Annotated in this window: 15 protein-coding genes; 6 read left to right on the forward strand and 9 right to left on the reverse strand. The window is 63.3% G+C overall.

Features of this window, described 5'->3' with window-relative positions; translation table 11 throughout:
- The first annotated feature begins 48 nt into the window (after nt 1-48).
- Both AB7535_RS24940 and ppk2 read left to right on the forward strand, forming a co-directional pair.
- Nucleotides 49-501 carry a hypothetical protein gene (locus AB7535_RS24940; RefSeq protein WP_028149181.1) on the forward strand — a complete coding sequence of 151 codons (453 nt, stop codon included), beginning with the start codon at nt 49-51 and terminating at the stop codon, nt 499-501.
- Nucleotides 502-503: 2 nt separating this feature from the next.
- Entirely contained in the window at nt 504-1,304 is an 801-nt protein-coding gene (gene ppk2, locus AB7535_RS24945) for a polyphosphate kinase 2 (protein ID WP_085402452.1), read from the forward strand.
- A 55-nt stretch (nt 1,305-1,359) separates the two neighbouring features.
- Here the strand turns inward: ppk2 and AB7535_RS24950 are convergent, their stop codons facing one another.
- From AB7535_RS24950 to AB7535_RS24970, 5 genes are all read right to left on the reverse strand, one after another.
- Nucleotides 1,360-1,794 (reverse strand): hypothetical protein, encoded by a 435-nt coding sequence (locus tag AB7535_RS24950; RefSeq protein WP_063981862.1) that lies wholly within the window; start codon nt 1,792-1,794, stop codon nt 1,360-1,362.
- A 35-nt stretch (nt 1,795-1,829) separates the two neighbouring features.
- The gene (locus AB7535_RS24955; protein WP_063981861.1) at nt 1,830-3,527 is read right to left on the reverse strand and encodes an aspartate:alanine exchanger family transporter; all 1,698 of its coding nucleotides are present in this window, start codon (nt 3,525-3,527) and stop codon (nt 1,830-1,832) included.
- A gap of 12 nt (nt 3,528-3,539) precedes the next feature.
- Nucleotides 3,540-6,293: a beta-eliminating lyase-related protein gene (locus AB7535_RS24960; protein WP_085402450.1), complete on the reverse strand. Its 2,754-nt coding sequence runs from the start codon at nt 6,291-6,293 to the stop codon at nt 3,540-3,542.
- A 182-nt stretch (nt 6,294-6,475) separates the two neighbouring features.
- The gene (locus tag AB7535_RS24965) at nt 6,476-8,173 is read right to left on the reverse strand and encodes a SulP family inorganic anion transporter (RefSeq protein WP_063981859.1); all 1,698 of its coding nucleotides are present in this window, start codon (nt 8,171-8,173) and stop codon (nt 6,476-6,478) included.
- A complete protein-coding gene (locus AB7535_RS24970; protein WP_063981858.1) occupies nt 8,170-8,844 on the reverse strand; it encodes a YoaK family protein in 675 nt (224 codons plus the stop codon). The genes AB7535_RS24965 and AB7535_RS24970 overlap by 4 nt, the downstream gene beginning before the upstream one ends.
- Before the next feature lie 134 nt (nt 8,845-8,978).
- Here AB7535_RS24970 and AB7535_RS24975 point away from each other — a divergent pair, with 134 nt between their 5' ends.
- Genes AB7535_RS24975 through AB7535_RS24985 form a run of 3 tightly spaced genes read left to right on the forward strand, consistent with a single transcriptional unit; the run spans nt 8,979 to nt 12,173 of the window.
- A complete protein-coding gene (locus tag AB7535_RS24975; protein WP_063981857.1) occupies nt 8,979-10,667 on the forward strand; it encodes an aspartate:alanine exchanger family transporter in 1,689 nt (562 codons plus the stop codon).
- An 11-nt stretch (nt 10,668-10,678) separates the two neighbouring features.
- Entirely contained in the window at nt 10,679-11,566 is an 888-nt protein-coding gene (locus tag AB7535_RS24980) for a dienelactone hydrolase family protein (protein WP_094184189.1), read from the forward strand.
- A gap of 22 nt (nt 11,567-11,588) precedes the next feature.
- On the forward strand, nt 11,589-12,173 hold the full coding sequence (locus tag AB7535_RS24985; RefSeq protein ID WP_063981855.1) for an invasion associated locus B family protein: 585 nt from the start codon (nt 11,589-11,591) through the stop codon (nt 12,171-12,173).
- A 14-nt stretch (nt 12,174-12,187) separates the two neighbouring features.
- On the opposite strand, the gene AB7535_RS24990 is transcribed toward AB7535_RS24985, so the two are convergent.
- Both AB7535_RS24990 and AB7535_RS24995 read right to left on the reverse strand, forming a co-directional pair.
- Nucleotides 12,188-12,556, reverse strand: coding sequence for a response regulator transcription factor (locus AB7535_RS24990; RefSeq protein ID WP_063981854.1), 369 nt, complete (start codon nt 12,554-12,556; stop codon nt 12,188-12,190).
- A gap of 183 nt (nt 12,557-12,739) precedes the next feature.
- Nucleotides 12,740-13,363, reverse strand: a complete 624-nt coding sequence (locus AB7535_RS24995; RefSeq protein ID WP_063981853.1) for a response regulator transcription factor — start codon at nt 13,361-13,363, stop codon at nt 12,740-12,742.
- Nucleotides 13,364-13,584: 221 nt separating this feature from the next.
- Here AB7535_RS24995 and AB7535_RS25000 point away from each other — a divergent pair, with 221 nt between their 5' ends.
- The gene (locus AB7535_RS25000) at nt 13,585-14,268 is read left to right on the forward strand and encodes a helix-turn-helix domain-containing protein (RefSeq protein WP_063981852.1); all 684 of its coding nucleotides are present in this window, start codon (nt 13,585-13,587) and stop codon (nt 14,266-14,268) included.
- Between the two features lie 195 nt (nt 14,269-14,463).
- Here AB7535_RS25000 and AB7535_RS25005 read toward each other — a convergent pair whose 3' ends face one another.
- Nucleotides 14,464-14,907: a potassium channel family protein gene (locus AB7535_RS25005; RefSeq protein WP_063981851.1), complete on the reverse strand. Its 444-nt coding sequence runs from the start codon at nt 14,905-14,907 to the stop codon at nt 14,464-14,466.
- A 40-nt stretch (nt 14,908-14,947) separates the two neighbouring features.
- Nucleotides 14,948-16,060: an acetate kinase gene (locus AB7535_RS25010; RefSeq protein ID WP_354102852.1), complete on the reverse strand. Its 1,113-nt coding sequence runs from the start codon at nt 16,058-16,060 to the stop codon at nt 14,948-14,950.
- Nucleotides 16,061-16,096 lie beyond the last annotated feature (36 nt).

The following is a 16,096-nucleotide window of genomic DNA, read 5'->3' on the forward strand; positions in this document are numbered from 1 at the left end:
ACCTAGCCTCGCCTGAAAGTTGACGTGCAACAACAGGAGCCGCCTGCCATGCCCGGCATCGATGATCTCATCCCCAGCGCCACGCAGATCCGCAAGGAAGCAGCCCTCAAGGAGGCAGCGAAGGCCGACGAATATGCGCGCCTTGCCGCCGCCGCCGAAGCCGAGAAACACGCCCTCATTGAACGCCTCAGCAAGCCTTCTGGCAAGACCGAGGACGAGAAGATCAAGCTCGCCTCGACGATCATCCAGCGTGCGGTGCGGAACGGCTTGACCGAGGTTCAGGTCTATCGCTTCCCCAACACGCTGTGCACCGACAAGGGCCGCGCTATCAATCAGATGGAAGCGGGCTGGGAGAACACCCTGACCGGAATTCCGAAGGAAATCTTCCAGCTCTGGAGCGATTACCTGAAACCGCGCGGCTATCGCATCGCGTATCAGATCATCGATTTTCCAGGCGGTGTTCCCGGCGACATCGGCGTGACCATTTCCTGGGGTGATTGAGCATGGCCAATGACGCGCCCGTGGAGCGGATGAAGCGGAAGGACTATGAGAAGGAGCTCGAAAAACTCCAGGTCGAGTTGTGTCACCTTCAGGAATGGGTCAGAGCCCAGAAACTGAAGGTGATCATCATCTTCGAGGGGCGCGACGCGGCCGGCAAGGGCGGGACCATCAAGGCGCTGACCGAAAAGGTGAGCCCGCGCGTGTTCCGTGTCTGCGCCCTGCCCGCGCCCTCCGACCGGCAGAAATCCCAGCTGTTCCTGCAGCGCTATATCGAGCAATTCCCGGCCGGCGGTGAGATCGTGATTTTCGACCGCAGCTGGTACAACCGCGCCGGCGTTGAATACGTCATGGGCTTCTGCTCGCCGACCGAACACAAGCGCTTCCTGGAATTGTGTCCGCTGGTCGAGAAATTCGCCGTGGACGCCGGCATCGTCCTGATCAAGCTCTGGCTCGAGGTCGGGATGGAGGAGCAGGAGCTCCGCTTCAAGGCGCGTATCGAGGATCCGCTGCGGCAGTGGAAGCTGAGCCCGATGGACACCGAGTCGTTCGGGCGCTGGTACGATTACTCGCGCGCGCGTGACATGATGTTCGAGGCGACCGACACGAAGCATGCACCGTGGCGACTGATCCGCTCCGACGACAAGCGGCGAGCGCGGCTCAACGTTATCTCGCACATCCTGAGAACTATCCCTTACAAGGAAGTCAAGCGGGAGAAGGTCAAGCTTCCGCCACGGTCCCACAAGGGACGTTACAACGACCAGGCAAGCCTGCGCGGCCTGAAGTTCGTCGAGGAACGCTACTGAAACGCGAAACGGGCTGCGATGACGCAGCCCGTTTAGCTTGAGCGCCCTCCCGGGCCTATTTCAGCCGGATCGTGACGCCGCCAACCGCAGCCGATACTTCCGCGCCGACCTTCGGCCCGCTGAGCTGGAGGATGACGCCATTGCCGTTCTGCAACTGAACGGCTCCGGCGCCCGCGGCAACCGCGCCGCCCGCGCCGCCCGCCGCGTAGGAGCCTTCGATCGACTCCGGCCCCCTCAGATTGAGTGCGCGCCCGACGAGCTTGGTGGTCGAGGCGCCGATCGTGAAGCCGACGCTCATGCCTGAGACGGTGAAGGGATATTTCTTGCCCCGGTACAGCAGAACGCCCTCGCCGCCACCGACGCCGACGATGAACCCGCCCTTGGTGAAGACCACGGCAACCTGGCCGGTGTCGGCACGCGATGACGTACTGAAACCGGCGACGCCCGCGAGCGAGACGGCCAAGGCGGCATAGATGGCGACTTTTCTCATGTCTCACGTTCTCCTCTGGTTATGACGTCGAGCTATTAGGCCAGGATCATCGCAAAGTAACCGAACACGGTGAGCAGGATGCCCGACACCGCGTAGCCGACCGGAAATCCGATCCAGGGCACGGAGCTCTGGATCTCCACCGCGGCCTCGCGGCACGGGCCGGAGTGCGACCGCGCGCCGGCAACGCCGCCCATCAGCACGGCCGGGTTGATCTTGAAGACGTGATAGCCGATCGCCCAGACGATGAACGGCGGGATCGTGCAGGCGATGAAGCCGGCGACGAAGATCTTCAAGGCAACGGCACCGGTAAGCTGCGCCAGCAATCCGGCACCGGCATTGACACCGACGATGGCGACGAAGACCACGAGACCGAGGTCCTCCAGCACGTTGCGCGCCGCGTTCGGCGTATTGCCGAAGAAGCGCAGCCGCGAGACCAGCGACGACACGATCACGCCCGACAGCAACAGACCGCCGGCATTGCCGAGACCGATCTTGGCACCGAAGGCCGGAAATTCGATCATGCCAATCAAGAAACCGAGGATCATGCCCGCGGCCAGCGTCAGCAGGTCGGTCGACGTATTGGTCCGCGCGATGCGTCCCCACATCTCGCCGAGTTCGTTGACGGCCGACTTGAGGCCGACTACCGAGACGATGTCCATCCGCTGCAGCTCGGTCTTGAGACCGGCGGCAAGTGGTACACCACCACGCTCGACCTTGGTGACCTGCAACTGGCCGGCGATCGCCGTGTCGCGGAAGGATTCAAAGGTGCGTCCGACCATCTCCTTGTTGGTGACGAGGATGTCGGCCTGATCCATGGGAATGCCCAGCGCCGTGGTGTCGGCAACCTCGGGGCCGATCAGGCCCATCTTGTCGGTGAGATGCTCCGTCGAGCCGCCGAGCGCGACGACGTCGCCCTTCTGCAGCACGAACGCAGGATCGGCTCCCTGCGGCTCGCCGCCGCGCGCCACGTTGACGATCCGGTACTCCGGATGGATCGAGCGGAATTTGGCGATGCTCATGCCGACCTGCGTCGGATTTTCCAGCCGATAGGCACGCAGACCGAACTGCCGATAACCGGTCAGGCCGCCGCCCTCGAGATCCTTGACGCCAAACTCCTTCTCGTACTGCCTGGCCGCCGCCTTGGCATCGACGCCCCACCACCGCGGCAGGTACTTGCAGATCAGGATGATGCCGACGGTACCCCAGATGTAGGTGATGCCGTAGGACAGCGCGATCATGCCCGACGCATCCTCGGGCTTCATGCCTTCAGGAAGCTTGACGACGCCCGAGGTGATCGCCTGCTCGGCCGAGCCGATTGCGGCCGACATGGTCTGCGACCCCGCCAGCATGCCGCCAGCCGCGCCGATCGGAAGCGCGAAGAGTCTTGAACAGATGACGACGAGCGCCAGACCAAGGACGCTGGACACCAGCGCCAAGATGCAGAACTTGAGGCCATCGCCCTTCAGGCTGTTGATGAAGGACGGCCCCACGCGCAGGCCGACGCCGTACATGAAGAGGTAATAGAACAAGCTCTTTGCAAAGTTGTTGAGCTCGAGCTTCACGCCGTAGGTCGAGGCCCACACCGCCAGCCCGGCGCCGACCACGATGGCGCCGGCGACCATGCCGAGGCCGTAGCCCTTGATGCTGGCCCGGCCGATCCAGACGGCAAGGCCAACGACGAAGAACAGCAGCAGAAACGGGTTCTGCTGCAAGAACGTGAAAAAGCCTTGCATGACCGTCCCCTGTTATGATGCGGCCTTCAGCTTCGGCGTGGCGCCCGGCTTGGGCCGGCCGATCTTCGCCAAGGCTTCGGTGCGTACGAGCTTCAAGCCTTCCTTGGCGTCGTAGCCGTGGATTTCCTTCACATCGAGCTTGCGCATGAAGTCGATGGTTTCCTGGGTGATGACCTGGCCCGGCACCATGATCGGGAAGCCCGGCGGATACGGGATCACGAAACTGGCCGAGACGAGATCGGGGCCGGCCTTCAGGCGGCGGTCGATCTCGGGATCGCCGAGCCGGATATATTCGCATCCGGCTGCGTCATAGGCCGAGTAGAAGCCGCTGCGGATATCGCCCTCGTTGGTCTTGGTGCCGGCATCGCCGCGGAAACTATCGTGGAAATGCGAGAAGTTCGGCAGGTCGGGCACGTCGGTCATCAGGCTCTTGACCCGCGCCTCGAATGTCTTCTTCGCATTGGCGCCACCCTGGACAAGTCCGCGGTCGACCTCGCCCGCGATCTCGGCCAGCACCCTCACCAGATGCGCGACGTCGCTGCGGGTGTTGTTGATGTTGGACTGGAACAACACCGAGTTGCGCGAGGTCTTGTTGATCTGGATGTTGTACTCGTTCGCCAGGATGCCCTTGAACTGCGTGCCGTCGTAACCGGCGGTGCCGCACACCAGCGTCATCCGGGTCGGATCGAGGCAGAACTCGTCGTCGTCCAGACTCTTCAGGATGTTCGCCCAGTTCGTGCCGGCCGCGAGATAGTCGGTGAAGCCGCTCTGGCGGTATTGCGCGGGTACCATCGCGTCCGCACCAAGGATGCGGAAATATTTCGAGATCAGGGGATTGTTGTTGACCGCATTACGGATAGCGAACGCGATCTCCATCGCATTGGCCACGAGACCATAGCCCTCGAGCTCCATCTGGCGCCGCGACACGTCGAGGCTCGCGATGAGCTGCTGGTTCGGGCTGGTCGATGCGTGCGTGAACACCGCCTCCTTGAACTGCTGCTCGACCGTATGGAATTCGACGTCCTTGACCGACAGCATCGAGCCCTGCCGGATCGCCGACATCGACTTGTGGGTCGAGTTGGTCTGGTAGACGCGCAGGCGGATCTGACGCGGATCGGGAATCAGCCGGGTCTTGAGCAGCACCTCGTTCGACGGGTTCTTGCCGAGCTCGGCCTGCTGCTTCTCGTAGGCCGTGACCGATTTCGGGTCGTGCATCCAGGCCTCGATCTCATTGGCGGCGCCCATCGCGGTGCGCCGCCGCAGGTAAGGCGAGAAGCGCGCAAAGCCGAACCAGGCTTCGTCCCAGAGGAAGATCAGGTCGGGCTTGATCGCGAGGCATTCCTCCATCACCCGGCGGGTGTTGTAGATGTGACCGTCGAAAGTGCAGTTGGTCAGGTCGAGCATCTTGACGCGGTCGAGCCGGCCATCCGCCTTCGCATTCAGCAGGGCCTGCTTGACGGTCTTCAGCGGCACCGCGCCATACATCGAATATGCCGTCATCGGGAACGCTTCGACATAGATCGGCTGGGCGCCGGCCAGCACCATGCCGTAATGGTGCGACTTGTGGCAGTTGCGATCGACGATCGCGATGTCGCCGGGCGCGAGCAGCGCCTGCACCGCCATCTTGTTCGAGGTCGAGGTACCGTTGGTCACGAAGAACACGCGATCCGCGCCAAGCGCGCGCGCCGCCTTGTCCTGCGCTCTCTTGATGGTTCCGGTCGGCTCCAGCAGGCTGTCGAGGCCGCCGGTGGTCGCGCTGCTCTCGGCCAGGAACAGGTTCAAGCCGTAGAATTCGCCCATGTCGCGAATCCAGTCCGACTTGAAAACCGATTTGCCGCGCGCGATCGGCAGCGCATGGAACGTCCCGATCGGACGCTGCGCATATTTCTTGAGATTGTCGAAGAACGGCGTGTCGAAGCGGTCCTGGATGCCTTCGAGGATCGAGAGATGCAGCTCGAGCAGATCTTCGATGGAATAGAAGATGCGGCGAACGACGTTTGCTTCCGGATTTCCGGCCATCTCCTCCACGTCGCGGTTGGACATGAGATAAAGGTCGAGCTCGGGACGGACCCGCTTGACGATTTGGGCCAGCCGGAGCGCTGACGCGTCGGACTCGTCATTCAGTCCCGCCGATGCCGTCAACGTGCGGAGCACCGGGGCATCGTGCCGCGAGCGCAGGGTGAAGCCTTCGTTGATGACGACGGCTGCGATGTTGGGGTTCAGCATCGTGGCGCAGAAGGCGTCTTCGAGGCTGCCGACGATGACCGGCTCATAGACGAACTGATCGACCGGACGCCGCAGCTTGCGCCATTCGTTGGCGAGCGCGAGCCATTTGGCGGACGAGAGGCCGGTGACGATCAGGGTTTCGAAGTAGGGGCGACGCGCGGTGTGCTGCCCGAACATCTGCGGCACCAGATCGGAGGCGTCGCCATTGTCCTCATCATTCACATTCCAGTCGCCGGTATGCTGGCGGAAGGACCTCGTCGTCAGGGCCTGTGTCAGCCGCGTCGCGAGGGCGAGCGACGTTGCCGCATCGCCAGTGGCGGCTGCTTCCCGCAGGGCCCCCATCAGTTGCAGACCGGGATAGCCGTGAAACTCTTCCGTCACAGACAGATCGGCCAGCGCGGCATCGTATTTTGCACGATCGCCGCCGCGGGCCCACACCTTTGCCGCTTCCACCAGATCGCGCCAGTCGTCCGCCCGTCCACCGGGGCCAGACAGGAACTGATCGATGCGCTTCTGCGCGGGCTTGGCGTCTTTGGACATGTTTCACTCCCGATCCATATCAAGCCGTAGGGCATGAGTGATGCCGGATCGTGAGTGCAGCGCCGCTTGCTCTATTGATCCAAGTCAACGGTCGCGCGATATGCCGGGGCGGGGAGCACGGCCGTGACGCCTCTTCGCAACGCAATAGGCCGTCGCCGACCGATTGGAGGGCAGCGGAGAGATCAGACCGTTCCTCGGGCATCGTTGGGCTGGGCATCGCCAAGAACGCTGTCCAGCGACCGCAGCCAGTCGCCGCTGTCAGTCTTCTCTGCCAGTCCCTCCGCCCGCAACAGATCGCGCAGCTGCGCATGCGCACCGACGATGCAGAAGGCGACATGCCGGGAGGCGAGCTCATCGTAAAGGTCGCGCAACATGCCCGCGCCGGCCAGATCGATGTAAGGCGATGCGGAGAGGTCGCAAATCACCAGCCTGATATCGACCGATCTCAGCAAGGCATCCAGCACCGACTCCAGGATCGTTTCGGCGTTGATGTAAAGCAACGAAGCTTCGGGTCGAAAGGCGATGACGCCGACGAGCGGCTCGACACCCTCGTGCCTCGCGTTGTCGGAGTAGCGGCCGGTCCCGGGCAGCCGTCCGAGGAACGCGACATTCGGACGTGAGGCGCGTGCCAGCAGCAGGACGATCGACGCGATGGCCGCGAGCAGGACGCCTTGCAGGATCCCAAGGAGCAGCACGGACACGAGCGCAATCGCCGCCGCATAGAAATCGAACCGGCTGACGCGCCACATCCGCAACAGCGCGCGGATGTCCACCAGCCTGTAGACGGCCGCAAAAACGATAGCCGCCAGCACGGCCTTGGGCAGATTCGTCAACAACCCCGTGAAGAACAGCAGGCACAGTGCGAGCGTCGCCGAGCAGATCACCAGCGCCAGGGGGGTGCGCGCGCCCGCATTGTCGTTGACGGCGGATTGCGACAGGCCGCCGGCGACGGGATAGCCGTGGCCGAATGCGGCGACGAGATTCGCTGCCCCCAGGCCCAAAAACTCCTGCCGGACATCAAGGGCATAGCCATGCTTGGCGGCAAAGCTGCGGGCCGCAGACACACCTTCAATATAGGCCAGCAGCACGCATCCCGCGGCCAGCGGAAAGAGTTCGTCGGGCTCAAGCAGACCAAACCTGGGTATTCCGATCGCCGGCAACCCTTCGGGGATCGTCCCGGTGACCGGCACCCCGAGGGACGCAAGGCCAAGCAGCGTCGCAAACACGATCGACAGCGCCATGATCGTGAGTCCGACCGGCTTTCCCGGCAGACGCCGTTCTCCGAGCAGCAGGAGCACCAGCGCGATCGCCCCGATCGCCAGAACGAGCGGCTTCGTGTCGCCGAGCTGACCACTGAGCTTGATGGCGCGATCGAAGAAATTGTGACCGCCTCCGGCGACGCCGAACAGGCTCGGCAATTGGCTCATGATGATGGTGAGCCCGGCGCCGGCCTTGAAACCGACCAATATGCTGTCGCTGACCAGGCGAACGAGAATGCTGAGCTTGAACAGCCAGGAGATCAGGCACAACAGCGCCACCGCGCAGGCGGCAAGGCTCGCGATCTCGGCATATTTCGCCGCGTCTCCGCCGGCCAGCGCCCCGACTGTGGCCGCAATCATCAGCGAGATCGCGGAGGTCGGACCGACCGCAAGCTGGCGCGACGACCCGAGCAGCGCGTAGCCGATCCCACCAAGCATATAGCCATAGATGCCGATCTGCGGCGGCAATCCGGCCAGCGTCGCGTAGGCGAGCGACACCGGAATGGCGTAGGCCGCGAGCGTGATGCCGGCGATGGCATCCGGACGCAGCCAGGCGCTGCGATAGTCCGCAAGCCAGGTCGCGGGCGGAAAGAATCGCGATATCGGCCCGAACGTGTTCATGTGCGGGCCTCGGCGCGGTTTGCTTCGCAGCCCAGCAGCACGATCAGGAGAGCGATCACGGGGACACCAAGCGCCAGATTTGGAATCTGCTTGGTCGCGAAGGCGCCGACGGCGGCTCCAAAGCCGAAAGTGCCGCATAGTGCGGCAAAAATGCCGGGGCGCCGAAACGAACCGCCTCCTGAGACTGCGGCGAACACGCTCTCAATCGCGTGCCGCATGTTGCCGGTAATCATCACCGAGCTGTAGGCCACACCTTCGACCTTGGTGAAGACCGCGGTCTGCATGGCGGCGACGAACGAGATGCCCAGCGTGCCGGCGAGGTCCGGCAGGCGATTGTGCAAGATGCCGATGGCAATCAGCAGCAGTATTTCGATCAACGTGCTGATGGCGCTGGCACGGTCTCCGGTCGCCCGGCGAAGCCACGCTGCGACCACGATACCGACCGCGAATGCGAGGATCGGCGGGACAAAATGCAGCGCTTCCGGCCAGTTGCCGATCGAACCATAGACCCAAAGCAGAACCAGATTGGCCGTCTGCGCGTTGGCCATCACGCCGTGGATGATCCAGGTGTAGGCATCGAGATAGCCGCCGGCGAAGGCGAGCAACAACGCAATTTGCACCGTCTCGTCGCGGCGTATCGACGAAGCAGCGGCGATATCCATCGTGCTCATGTCCGAAACATCGGCTCTCCTAACTCCTGCATGGGTCCATAGGCGACAGCTTGCCTTGGGGAGGATTGATCTGGATCAAGCGTCGCCTGGTTCCACGAACCAGATTCGGCGGAAATTGCTGGAGGGCATGCGCCATGGGCACCGTTAGGTGGATCATCTCCACGGCTCCGGAGATCTTCCTGCTGCTCGCCATTGCGATTGGTACGGTGCTTGGTCGCGTCAAGATTCGCGGCTTCTCGATCGGAACGACGGCCTGTATCCTGGTCGTCGCCGTGCTCATCGGCCAGCTCGGGACCTTTACGTTCCCCTCGCTGCTGCGCGTGATTCTGTTCAGTCTGTTCGTGTTCACGATCGGCTACCGGTCCGGCCCAGAGTTCTTCGCGTCCCTCAGCATCCGCACTCTGGCGCAGGTCGTCATGGCGCTCGTGCTCGGCGGCACGGGTCTGATCCTCGTCCTGATATTCGCCTTCACGTTCAAGCTCGATCCGGGCACGGCCTCGGGACTTGCCGCCGGTGGGCTGACACAATCCTCCATCATCGGCACCGCCTCTGGCGCGCTGGCGCAACTCGGCCTGCCCAACGACGCCTTTAAGCAGCAGGAGGCGAACATCGCCGCCGGCTACGCCGTCACTTACGTCCTCGGCTACATCCTCACACTCCTGTACGTGCCGTTTGTCGCGCCGAAGCTGATGGGGGTCGATTTGAAGGAGGAGGCGGCGAAACTGGAGGCGGAGCTTTCCGGCGGCAATCCGCCACAGAACGAAAATCTCCATTATCGGAAATTCCAAGCGCGCGCCTATCGGGTCTCGACCGCCGCGGGACGCACGGTCAAATATATCGAAGAGGAAATCGGCAGCCGCACTGTCGTCGAGCGAATAGTGCGGGATGGAGCCGACGTTGAGCCGCGCCTCGACACCATTCTCGAATCGGGCGACGACATCGTCATTGCCGGGCGAACGGCGTCCCTCGTCGCTGCAAAGCCGGTCATCGGCAAGGAGATCGATGCCGACGAGATTCTGAAGGCTATTCCGGGCAACGTGATCAACGTCCTCGTCGACAGCCGCGATCTCCATGGCCGGTCGATCAAGGAGATCGCCGAACGCGTCGGCAACGACGCACGCGGCGTCTATCTCCGCACGCTGACCCGGATGAGCCGCGAGGTCCCCCTGGGCCCGGATACCCGCGTCTATGTGGGCGACGTCATGACGCTCGTCGGCAGCACCCGCAACATCGAGCGCGCCGCCACGAAAGTCGGACAGATCTTGCGCTCCGGCGACCGCGCCGACATCGCTTTTCTCGCAACCGGTATCGCGGCGGGCCTGCTCGCAGGCCTCATCAGCTTCAAGGTCGGCGGTATTCCGCTGACCCTGGGCGGCGGCGGCGGCGCGCTGATCACGGGCCTCGTCTGCGGCTGGCTACGGTCGCGCCGGCCGACTATCGGCGCTTTGCCGCCCGCCGCGCAGCAGACGCTGAGCGATCTCGGGCTCGGCGGCTTCATCGCCGCCATCGGTCTCGGCAACGGAGCCGCGGCCTGGACTGCGATCCAGGCCCACGGGGTGTTGCTGGTCGGAATGGGCCTGGTCGTCACGCTGGTGCCGCTGATCGTCGCGACGCTGTTTGCGCGCTATGTGGTGCACATGAATCCGGTCATCACCTGCGGTGCGCTGGCGGGCGCCATGACCGTCGATGCTGCGGTGACCGGAGCCTGCGACGTCGCCGAGAGCCAGACGCCGGTGCTCGGCGTCGCCGTGCCCTACGCCGTCGGCAATGTCGTCCTGACCGTACTCGGCCCGATTATCGTGGCCCTCACCTACACCGGCTGACGGAGGCGACGATGCGCAGGCAATTGGCCGCAATCATCCGACCGTTCGTGATGGCTCTACTTACCCTCGCCGCCTTCGTCCTGCCGGTGCGCGCCGAGGACAATGTCCGCATCCAGGAGGAGATCTGGGCGCTGCCGCTGCCGCTTCCGATGTTCGCCTATGTGGTGCGGCCCGTCGGCGACGGCCCCTTCCCGCTCGCGATCATGAACCACGGCGTGTCGCTCAAGCCGGTCGATCGCGGCTTCTTTCCGCTGGTGGAATTCCGCGACGCTGCAAAGTGGTTCGCCAAGCGCGGCTATCTCGTGGTCGCACCGGTCGGCAGCGGCTATGGCGCCGCGGCCATCGACATTCCCGAGCGCGCGCTCTATGGGCCATTCTTTTCCAAGGTCGGAAAGTGCACGAACCCCAACTTCCATGATGCGGGCCTCGCAGTCGCCAAGGTCGATCTCTGGATCATCGACTACATGGCCGCCGAGAGACGCATCATTCCAAAGGACGTGATCGTGGTCGGCCAGTCCGCCGGAGGCTGGGCTTCCATCGCCTTGTCCAGTGTGAACCCACCACAGGTGAAGGCCATCATCACCTTCGCCGCCGGCCGCGGCGGGCGGGTCGGCGGCAAGCCGAACAACAATTGTGCACCCGACAAGCTGGTCGAGGCGACCGCGGATTTCGGCAGCACGTCGCGGGTGCCGATGCTGTGGATCTACATCGAGAACGACACGTTTTTCGGCCCCGACCTGTCGAAGCGCATGCATGCAGCATTCACGGCGGCTGGCGGCCGCGCCGAGTATCATCTGATGCCGCCGTTCGGCGGCGAGGGCCATTTCTTCATCGGCTCGCCGGACGCGATCCCGCTGTGGTCGCCGCTAGTGGCGAACTTCCTCGACGCGCAGAAATAAAATTCAGGTTCGGAGGCACATCATGCCAAGTCCCCGCAATTGTCTCTCCGGCCTGCTGGTCGTCGCGGTCGCCGGAAGCGCGACATGTGCCGGCATCGCCGCGCCTAAATCCGCGCAGGCCGATAAACCCGCCGAGGTCGCGACGCGCGGCCAACGCGAGGCAAAGGACATCGTCTACGGAGACTGGCAGAAGCTCTGCTTCAAGGCAGGCGGTGCGCCGACGTTGTGCCGGACCTCAATCACCGGCAAGTTTCCAACCGGCCAGACGGCCGTGCGCGTGGACCTGATCGAGCGCGAAGGCACTCCCTCGGCACGGCTGCAACTCTTCGTGCCCGTCGGCATGTACCTGCAACAGCCGGCGAAGCTGACCGTCGACCAGGGCAGCCCCCTCCGCATCCCTTACAGCTGGTGCCTGACCAACGCCTGCATTGCGGCCGACGTCGCGCCTCCCGCGATCATCAAGGAGATGGAGTCAGGGAAGACACTTGCCCTCGAGGTCGTCGATTCAAACCTTCTGGCATTGACGACCTCGGTGCCGCTGGCGCAGTTCGCGTCCGTCCACAAGGGCGCACCGGCCAGGACGCTGGAGCAATATGTCGACGAATGAGCGACCATGCTGCGTTACGCAGCCGACGCACGCGCCACCGACTCGATCAGGGACTGCGCCGTAAATGGCTTGACCAGATAGGCAATGCATCCGGACGCGACCGCCGCCGCGCGGTTCGCCGAGCTGTCATTTCCGGTGATGTAGATCACCGGTGCGGTGACACCCTCCTCGGCCAGTTGCCGGCGCAGGTCGATGCCGGACCTTCCGTTCAGGTCGATATCGAGAACGATGCAGATCGCCTTGTCGAAGCTGCCGTGATGGAGCAAGGCTCCAGCAGAGTCGAAGAGCGTCGCGGCAAAGCCATGCTCGCGGAGCAGTCTGTTCACGCTGGTCCGGATGGACGGATCGTCATCGACGACAAAAACAGAGTCACGCTCTGGCAAGGAAGTGCCCCTTCGAGACGAATGACTGATCACGGCGGCGCCGGCGCCATATTCGCCTGGTCTACTTGCGTGTCAGGCAAAGCGCCGCATTCGCCGCCGTGCATGGCAGCACCGCACCAACGAATTTCATATTGTCTCTTGGGGAAGTCACACCGCGGGAACTGTGCCGTGACGACAAATCAGCTAATCGTCGCTCGTATCGAGCATTCCAAGCCGTTCCGCGATCGAAACGAGCTCCGCCAGCGAACGAACCTGCATCTTCTCCATCACCTGGTGGCGGTGCGCCTTCACGGTGCGCTCGGTGGTTCCAAGCTCATGCGCGATCTGCTTGTTGATCCTGCCGCGGACGATGAGATCGAACACCTGACGCTCGCGATGCGTCAATGCGGCGAGGTGAATGCGGAAGGTCTCGAGCCTTCCGCGATGCGCCTGCGCGGTGTGCTGGCGCACCATCGCGCGCTCAATCGCAGCGATCAACTGCTCGGAGGATACCGGCTTGGTCAGGAAATCCTCCGCGCCGGCCTTGATGGCCTGCACCGTGGTTGGCGTGTCGGCGTGTCCGGTCAGGAATATGATTGGCAGCGTCGAGCCCGACGCGACCAAGCGGGTCTGCAAGTCGGGGCCGCTCAGCCCCGGTATCCACACGTCGAGCAGGATGCATCCCGGTTGTGCGTCATCAGGCGACGCATCCAGCAAATCCTGCGCCGATGCGTAGGTCGCAACGTCGTAGCCCGCGAGCTTCAACCGGCGCGCGATCGCCGTCCGGAAGGAATCGTCGTCGTCCACCACGTGAACAAGGCCGGGCACGCATCACCTCTTGCTGAATTCCGACAGCTTCTCAATCCGCGCAACAACCTCCCAACAGGCGTCCACGCTGTCCCTTGGTACAATGAACCTTGGGACAATGGATGAGAATGCCGCCTTAGTCGTAAATCAACTTCGACGGGAGTGGGACGGCGCGGCGCATTCCCAGCGGCGAGAGTTTTCGTCCGACAGACCAATTCGGCGATGAGCTGAGGAGTTGGCCTATGTTCGTTCGCATTGCAGCGGATTCGACGCCGCGTCCCAACTCCCTTCGTGACCTCGGCATGACCAGCGATTCAAATGCGCTCGTCAGTTTAAGCCAATTTACCTATAAAAAGGGCAGCGAAATCTACGGGGAGAGAGAGCCCGCCGAATATGTCTATCAGGTGACGTCCGGTGCGGTGCGAAGCTACAAGCTGCTGTCGGACGGCCGCAGGCAGATTGGCGCCTTTCACCTCGCCGGCGACATTTTTGGCCTGGAGAACGGCAACGAGCACCGCTTCACCACGGAAGCGATCGTCGACACCACGGTGCGCCTGGTCAGACGGCAAAGCCTCGAAATGGTGGCCGAAAGCGATGCGATGGTCGCCAGAAACCTGCTCAGCATGACCACGAACAACCTCCAGCATGCGGAGGACCACATGCTGTTGCTGGGACGCAAGACCTCGCTGGAGCGGGTCGCAGCGTTCCTGCTCGAGATGGACGGGCGGTTGACGGCGTCCGGCGTCATGGCGCTGCCGATGTCGCGGCGCGATATCGCCGATTACCTCGGCCTGACGCTGGAGACGGTATCCCGCGCGCTGTCACGGCTCCATGAGCTCGGCGCCCTCGGCTTCGTCGGCAACACCCAGCGTCAGATCGTGCTGCTGGATCGGCACCAGCTTGCAAGCCTCGACCTGCAGCCTTGAGCGGGCCGACACCGGCGAATGGCACAAACTGCACATCACACCGGTACCGTCCGATGCTAGCCTCTTCCGATGTGGAACGAGACCGCATTTCGGATCGCAGTCGTTTTGTTCGGGACGCTGCCGGTGGCGTTCACGGCCATGATCCTTTTCCTGGGGTGAGCTCGGCTCTGGCCGAGGCCTCCATCGGTATCAGGATCATTTAAGGCCAGGCGCCTGGGTTACGCCGAGGTGCTCGAGAGTCTTGCGCAAGACCTCGAACAGGATGGCGGCCGACCAGCCGAACAGCAGGACACCATTCATAGCCGTCAACGGGCCGATGAGGCGCCATTCGCGCACCGGCGTGATATCGCCGTAGCCGAGCGTGGTGTAGTTGACGAAGGCGAAATAGAGCGCATCACTGCCCGGTGCGGCGGCCTGAACGACTTCATACATCAGAGCCCACACCAGAACCTCCAGCGTATGCGCGACCTGCAACACCACGGCTGTCGCGACCATGACACCCATCAGATGCGCTCTTGGTCTCCTGGTTTGCCGCAAGCCCGCGCCGCGGGCGATCCCGACGGCGACGATGGTCACCAGCGCATGGATTCCGATATTGATCACGCTGACCAGCGTACCGACGAGGAATTGAAGAAGCATCGAGCGCCGCCAATCCTTTTCAGCTTTCCGGGAAGCTGCCTCAACGTGGCGACGGCCCGTTCAACAAGAGCGCCAACGTGTGCCGCGCGATGGTCAATTCATCGTCGGACGGGAGCACGTAGAGAGGGATACGACTATCGCGGCGCGAGATCAGCCGTGCGTTATGGGCGTTGGCCTTAACATCCAGTATAGCACCGAGCCAGCTCAGCCTTTCGGCGATGCGCGCGCGGATCGCGGTCGAGCCTTGGCCGATCGCGCCGGTGAAAACAAAGGCGTCAAGCCCCTCCAGCGCGGCCGCGAGCAGGCCGGCGTTGAGGCCGGCGCAGTAGGCGAGGTGCTCGACGGCCTGTTCTGCTCGCAGAAAACGAGCCGCCGCACCGTCGTCACCCGGATTGGTGAACAGAAATGCGTCGCCGGGATCGATTTCACCTGCGGAATGGTCCGACGGCGATGCGCCAAAGGCATAGAATCCATTCGTGCTTTCGACGCTGCGGCCTTCCTTCAGCGCGCACATCGAGCTGGTGTCATCGAGGCACGCAACGATCACGCGGCGCGCGGCAATCTCGGGGGCCTCAAGCGTCAGAGCTCGTGCGATCGACTCGTAGCAAAGACCGTGAGCCCCGTAACGCCTTACGTCACCTGCGCAGAGTTGATGCGCAATAGGATAGCTGCCGTTCTCCACGACCTTGCCAAGATGGAATGCAGTATCGAAGCAGGCGACTTGCGGTAGCGCCGGATGATTGGCCTGCATGATACGGATTGGCGCAAGATTATACGGTTGAAGCAGCGGCGCGAGTGCAATCAGCCGCTCCAGACGCGCCATCACGACATCATCGATCAGGGCCGGTCGGGCGTCATCCGGTCCTCCCTGAGCGACGCGATGTCCCACGGCCAGCGGCTGGATTCCCAATTCGTCCCGCAGCCAGCTATCGACAACCGCGCATGCCGCCGGGATGTCATCGACGTCGTCGTTCTGATAGGTGCGGTGCGCCAACGGATCGCCGTTCGCTCTGCTCGCCCTGAGGCGCGGATGGCGGCCGAGCCCGTCAAGCCGTCCCTTGATTTGCCGTTCCAGCCTCCCCTCGCCTCGTACGGAGAAGAGCTGGAAGTTCACGCTTCCTGCATTCGCATCGATGGCAAGGATCGCATCCATGGCGGTCAGTCGACGGCCGTCATCGCCGGGGACGTT

It is taken from the genome of Bradyrhizobium sp. 956_D2_N1_4 (assembly GCF_052076025.1).
GTDB lineage: Bacteria > Pseudomonadota > Alphaproteobacteria > Rhizobiales > Xanthobacteraceae > Bradyrhizobium > Bradyrhizobium barranii.

What these genes read in the sequence shown, in the direction of transcription:
- AB7535_RS24940 (WP_028149181.1), top strand. Translation starts at nt 49, where the DNA reads ATGCCCGGCATCGATGATCTCATCCCCAGCGCCACGCAGATCCGCAAG.
- ppk2 (WP_085402452.1), top strand. Translation starts at nt 504, where the DNA reads ATGGCCAATGACGCGCCCGTGGAGCGGATGAAGCGGAAGGACTATGAG.
- AB7535_RS24950 (WP_063981862.1), bottom strand. Translation starts at nt 1,794, where the DNA reads ATGAGAAAAGTCGCCATCTATGCCGCCTTGGCCGTCTCGCTCGCGGGC.
- AB7535_RS24955 (WP_063981861.1), bottom strand. Translation starts at nt 3,527, where the DNA reads ATGCAAGGCTTTTTCACGTTCTTGCAGCAGAACCCGTTTCTGCTGCTG.
- AB7535_RS24960 (WP_085402450.1), bottom strand. Translation starts at nt 6,293, where the DNA reads ATGTCCAAAGACGCCAAGCCCGCGCAGAAGCGCATCGATCAGTTCCTG.
- AB7535_RS24965 (WP_063981859.1), bottom strand. Translation starts at nt 8,173, where the DNA reads ATGAACACGTTCGGGCCGATATCGCGATTCTTTCCGCCCGCGACCTGG.
- AB7535_RS24970 (WP_063981858.1), bottom strand. Translation starts at nt 8,844, where the DNA reads ATGAGCACGATGGATATCGCCGCTGCTTCGTCGATACGCCGCGACGAG.
- AB7535_RS24975 (WP_063981857.1), top strand. Translation starts at nt 8,979, where the DNA reads ATGGGCACCGTTAGGTGGATCATCTCCACGGCTCCGGAGATCTTCCTG.
- AB7535_RS24980 (WP_094184189.1), top strand. Translation starts at nt 10,679, where the DNA reads ATGCGCAGGCAATTGGCCGCAATCATCCGACCGTTCGTGATGGCTCTA.
- AB7535_RS24985 (WP_063981855.1), top strand. Translation starts at nt 11,589, where the DNA reads ATGCCAAGTCCCCGCAATTGTCTCTCCGGCCTGCTGGTCGTCGCGGTC.
- AB7535_RS25000 (WP_063981852.1), top strand. Translation starts at nt 13,585, where the DNA reads ATGTTCGTTCGCATTGCAGCGGATTCGACGCCGCGTCCCAACTCCCTT.
- AB7535_RS25005 (WP_063981851.1), bottom strand. Translation starts at nt 14,907, where the DNA reads ATGCTTCTTCAATTCCTCGTCGGTACGCTGGTCAGCGTGATCAATATC.
- AB7535_RS25010 (WP_354102852.1), bottom strand. Translation starts at nt 16,060, where the DNA reads ATGGATGCGATCCTTGCCATCGATGCGAATGCAGGAAGCGTGAACTTC.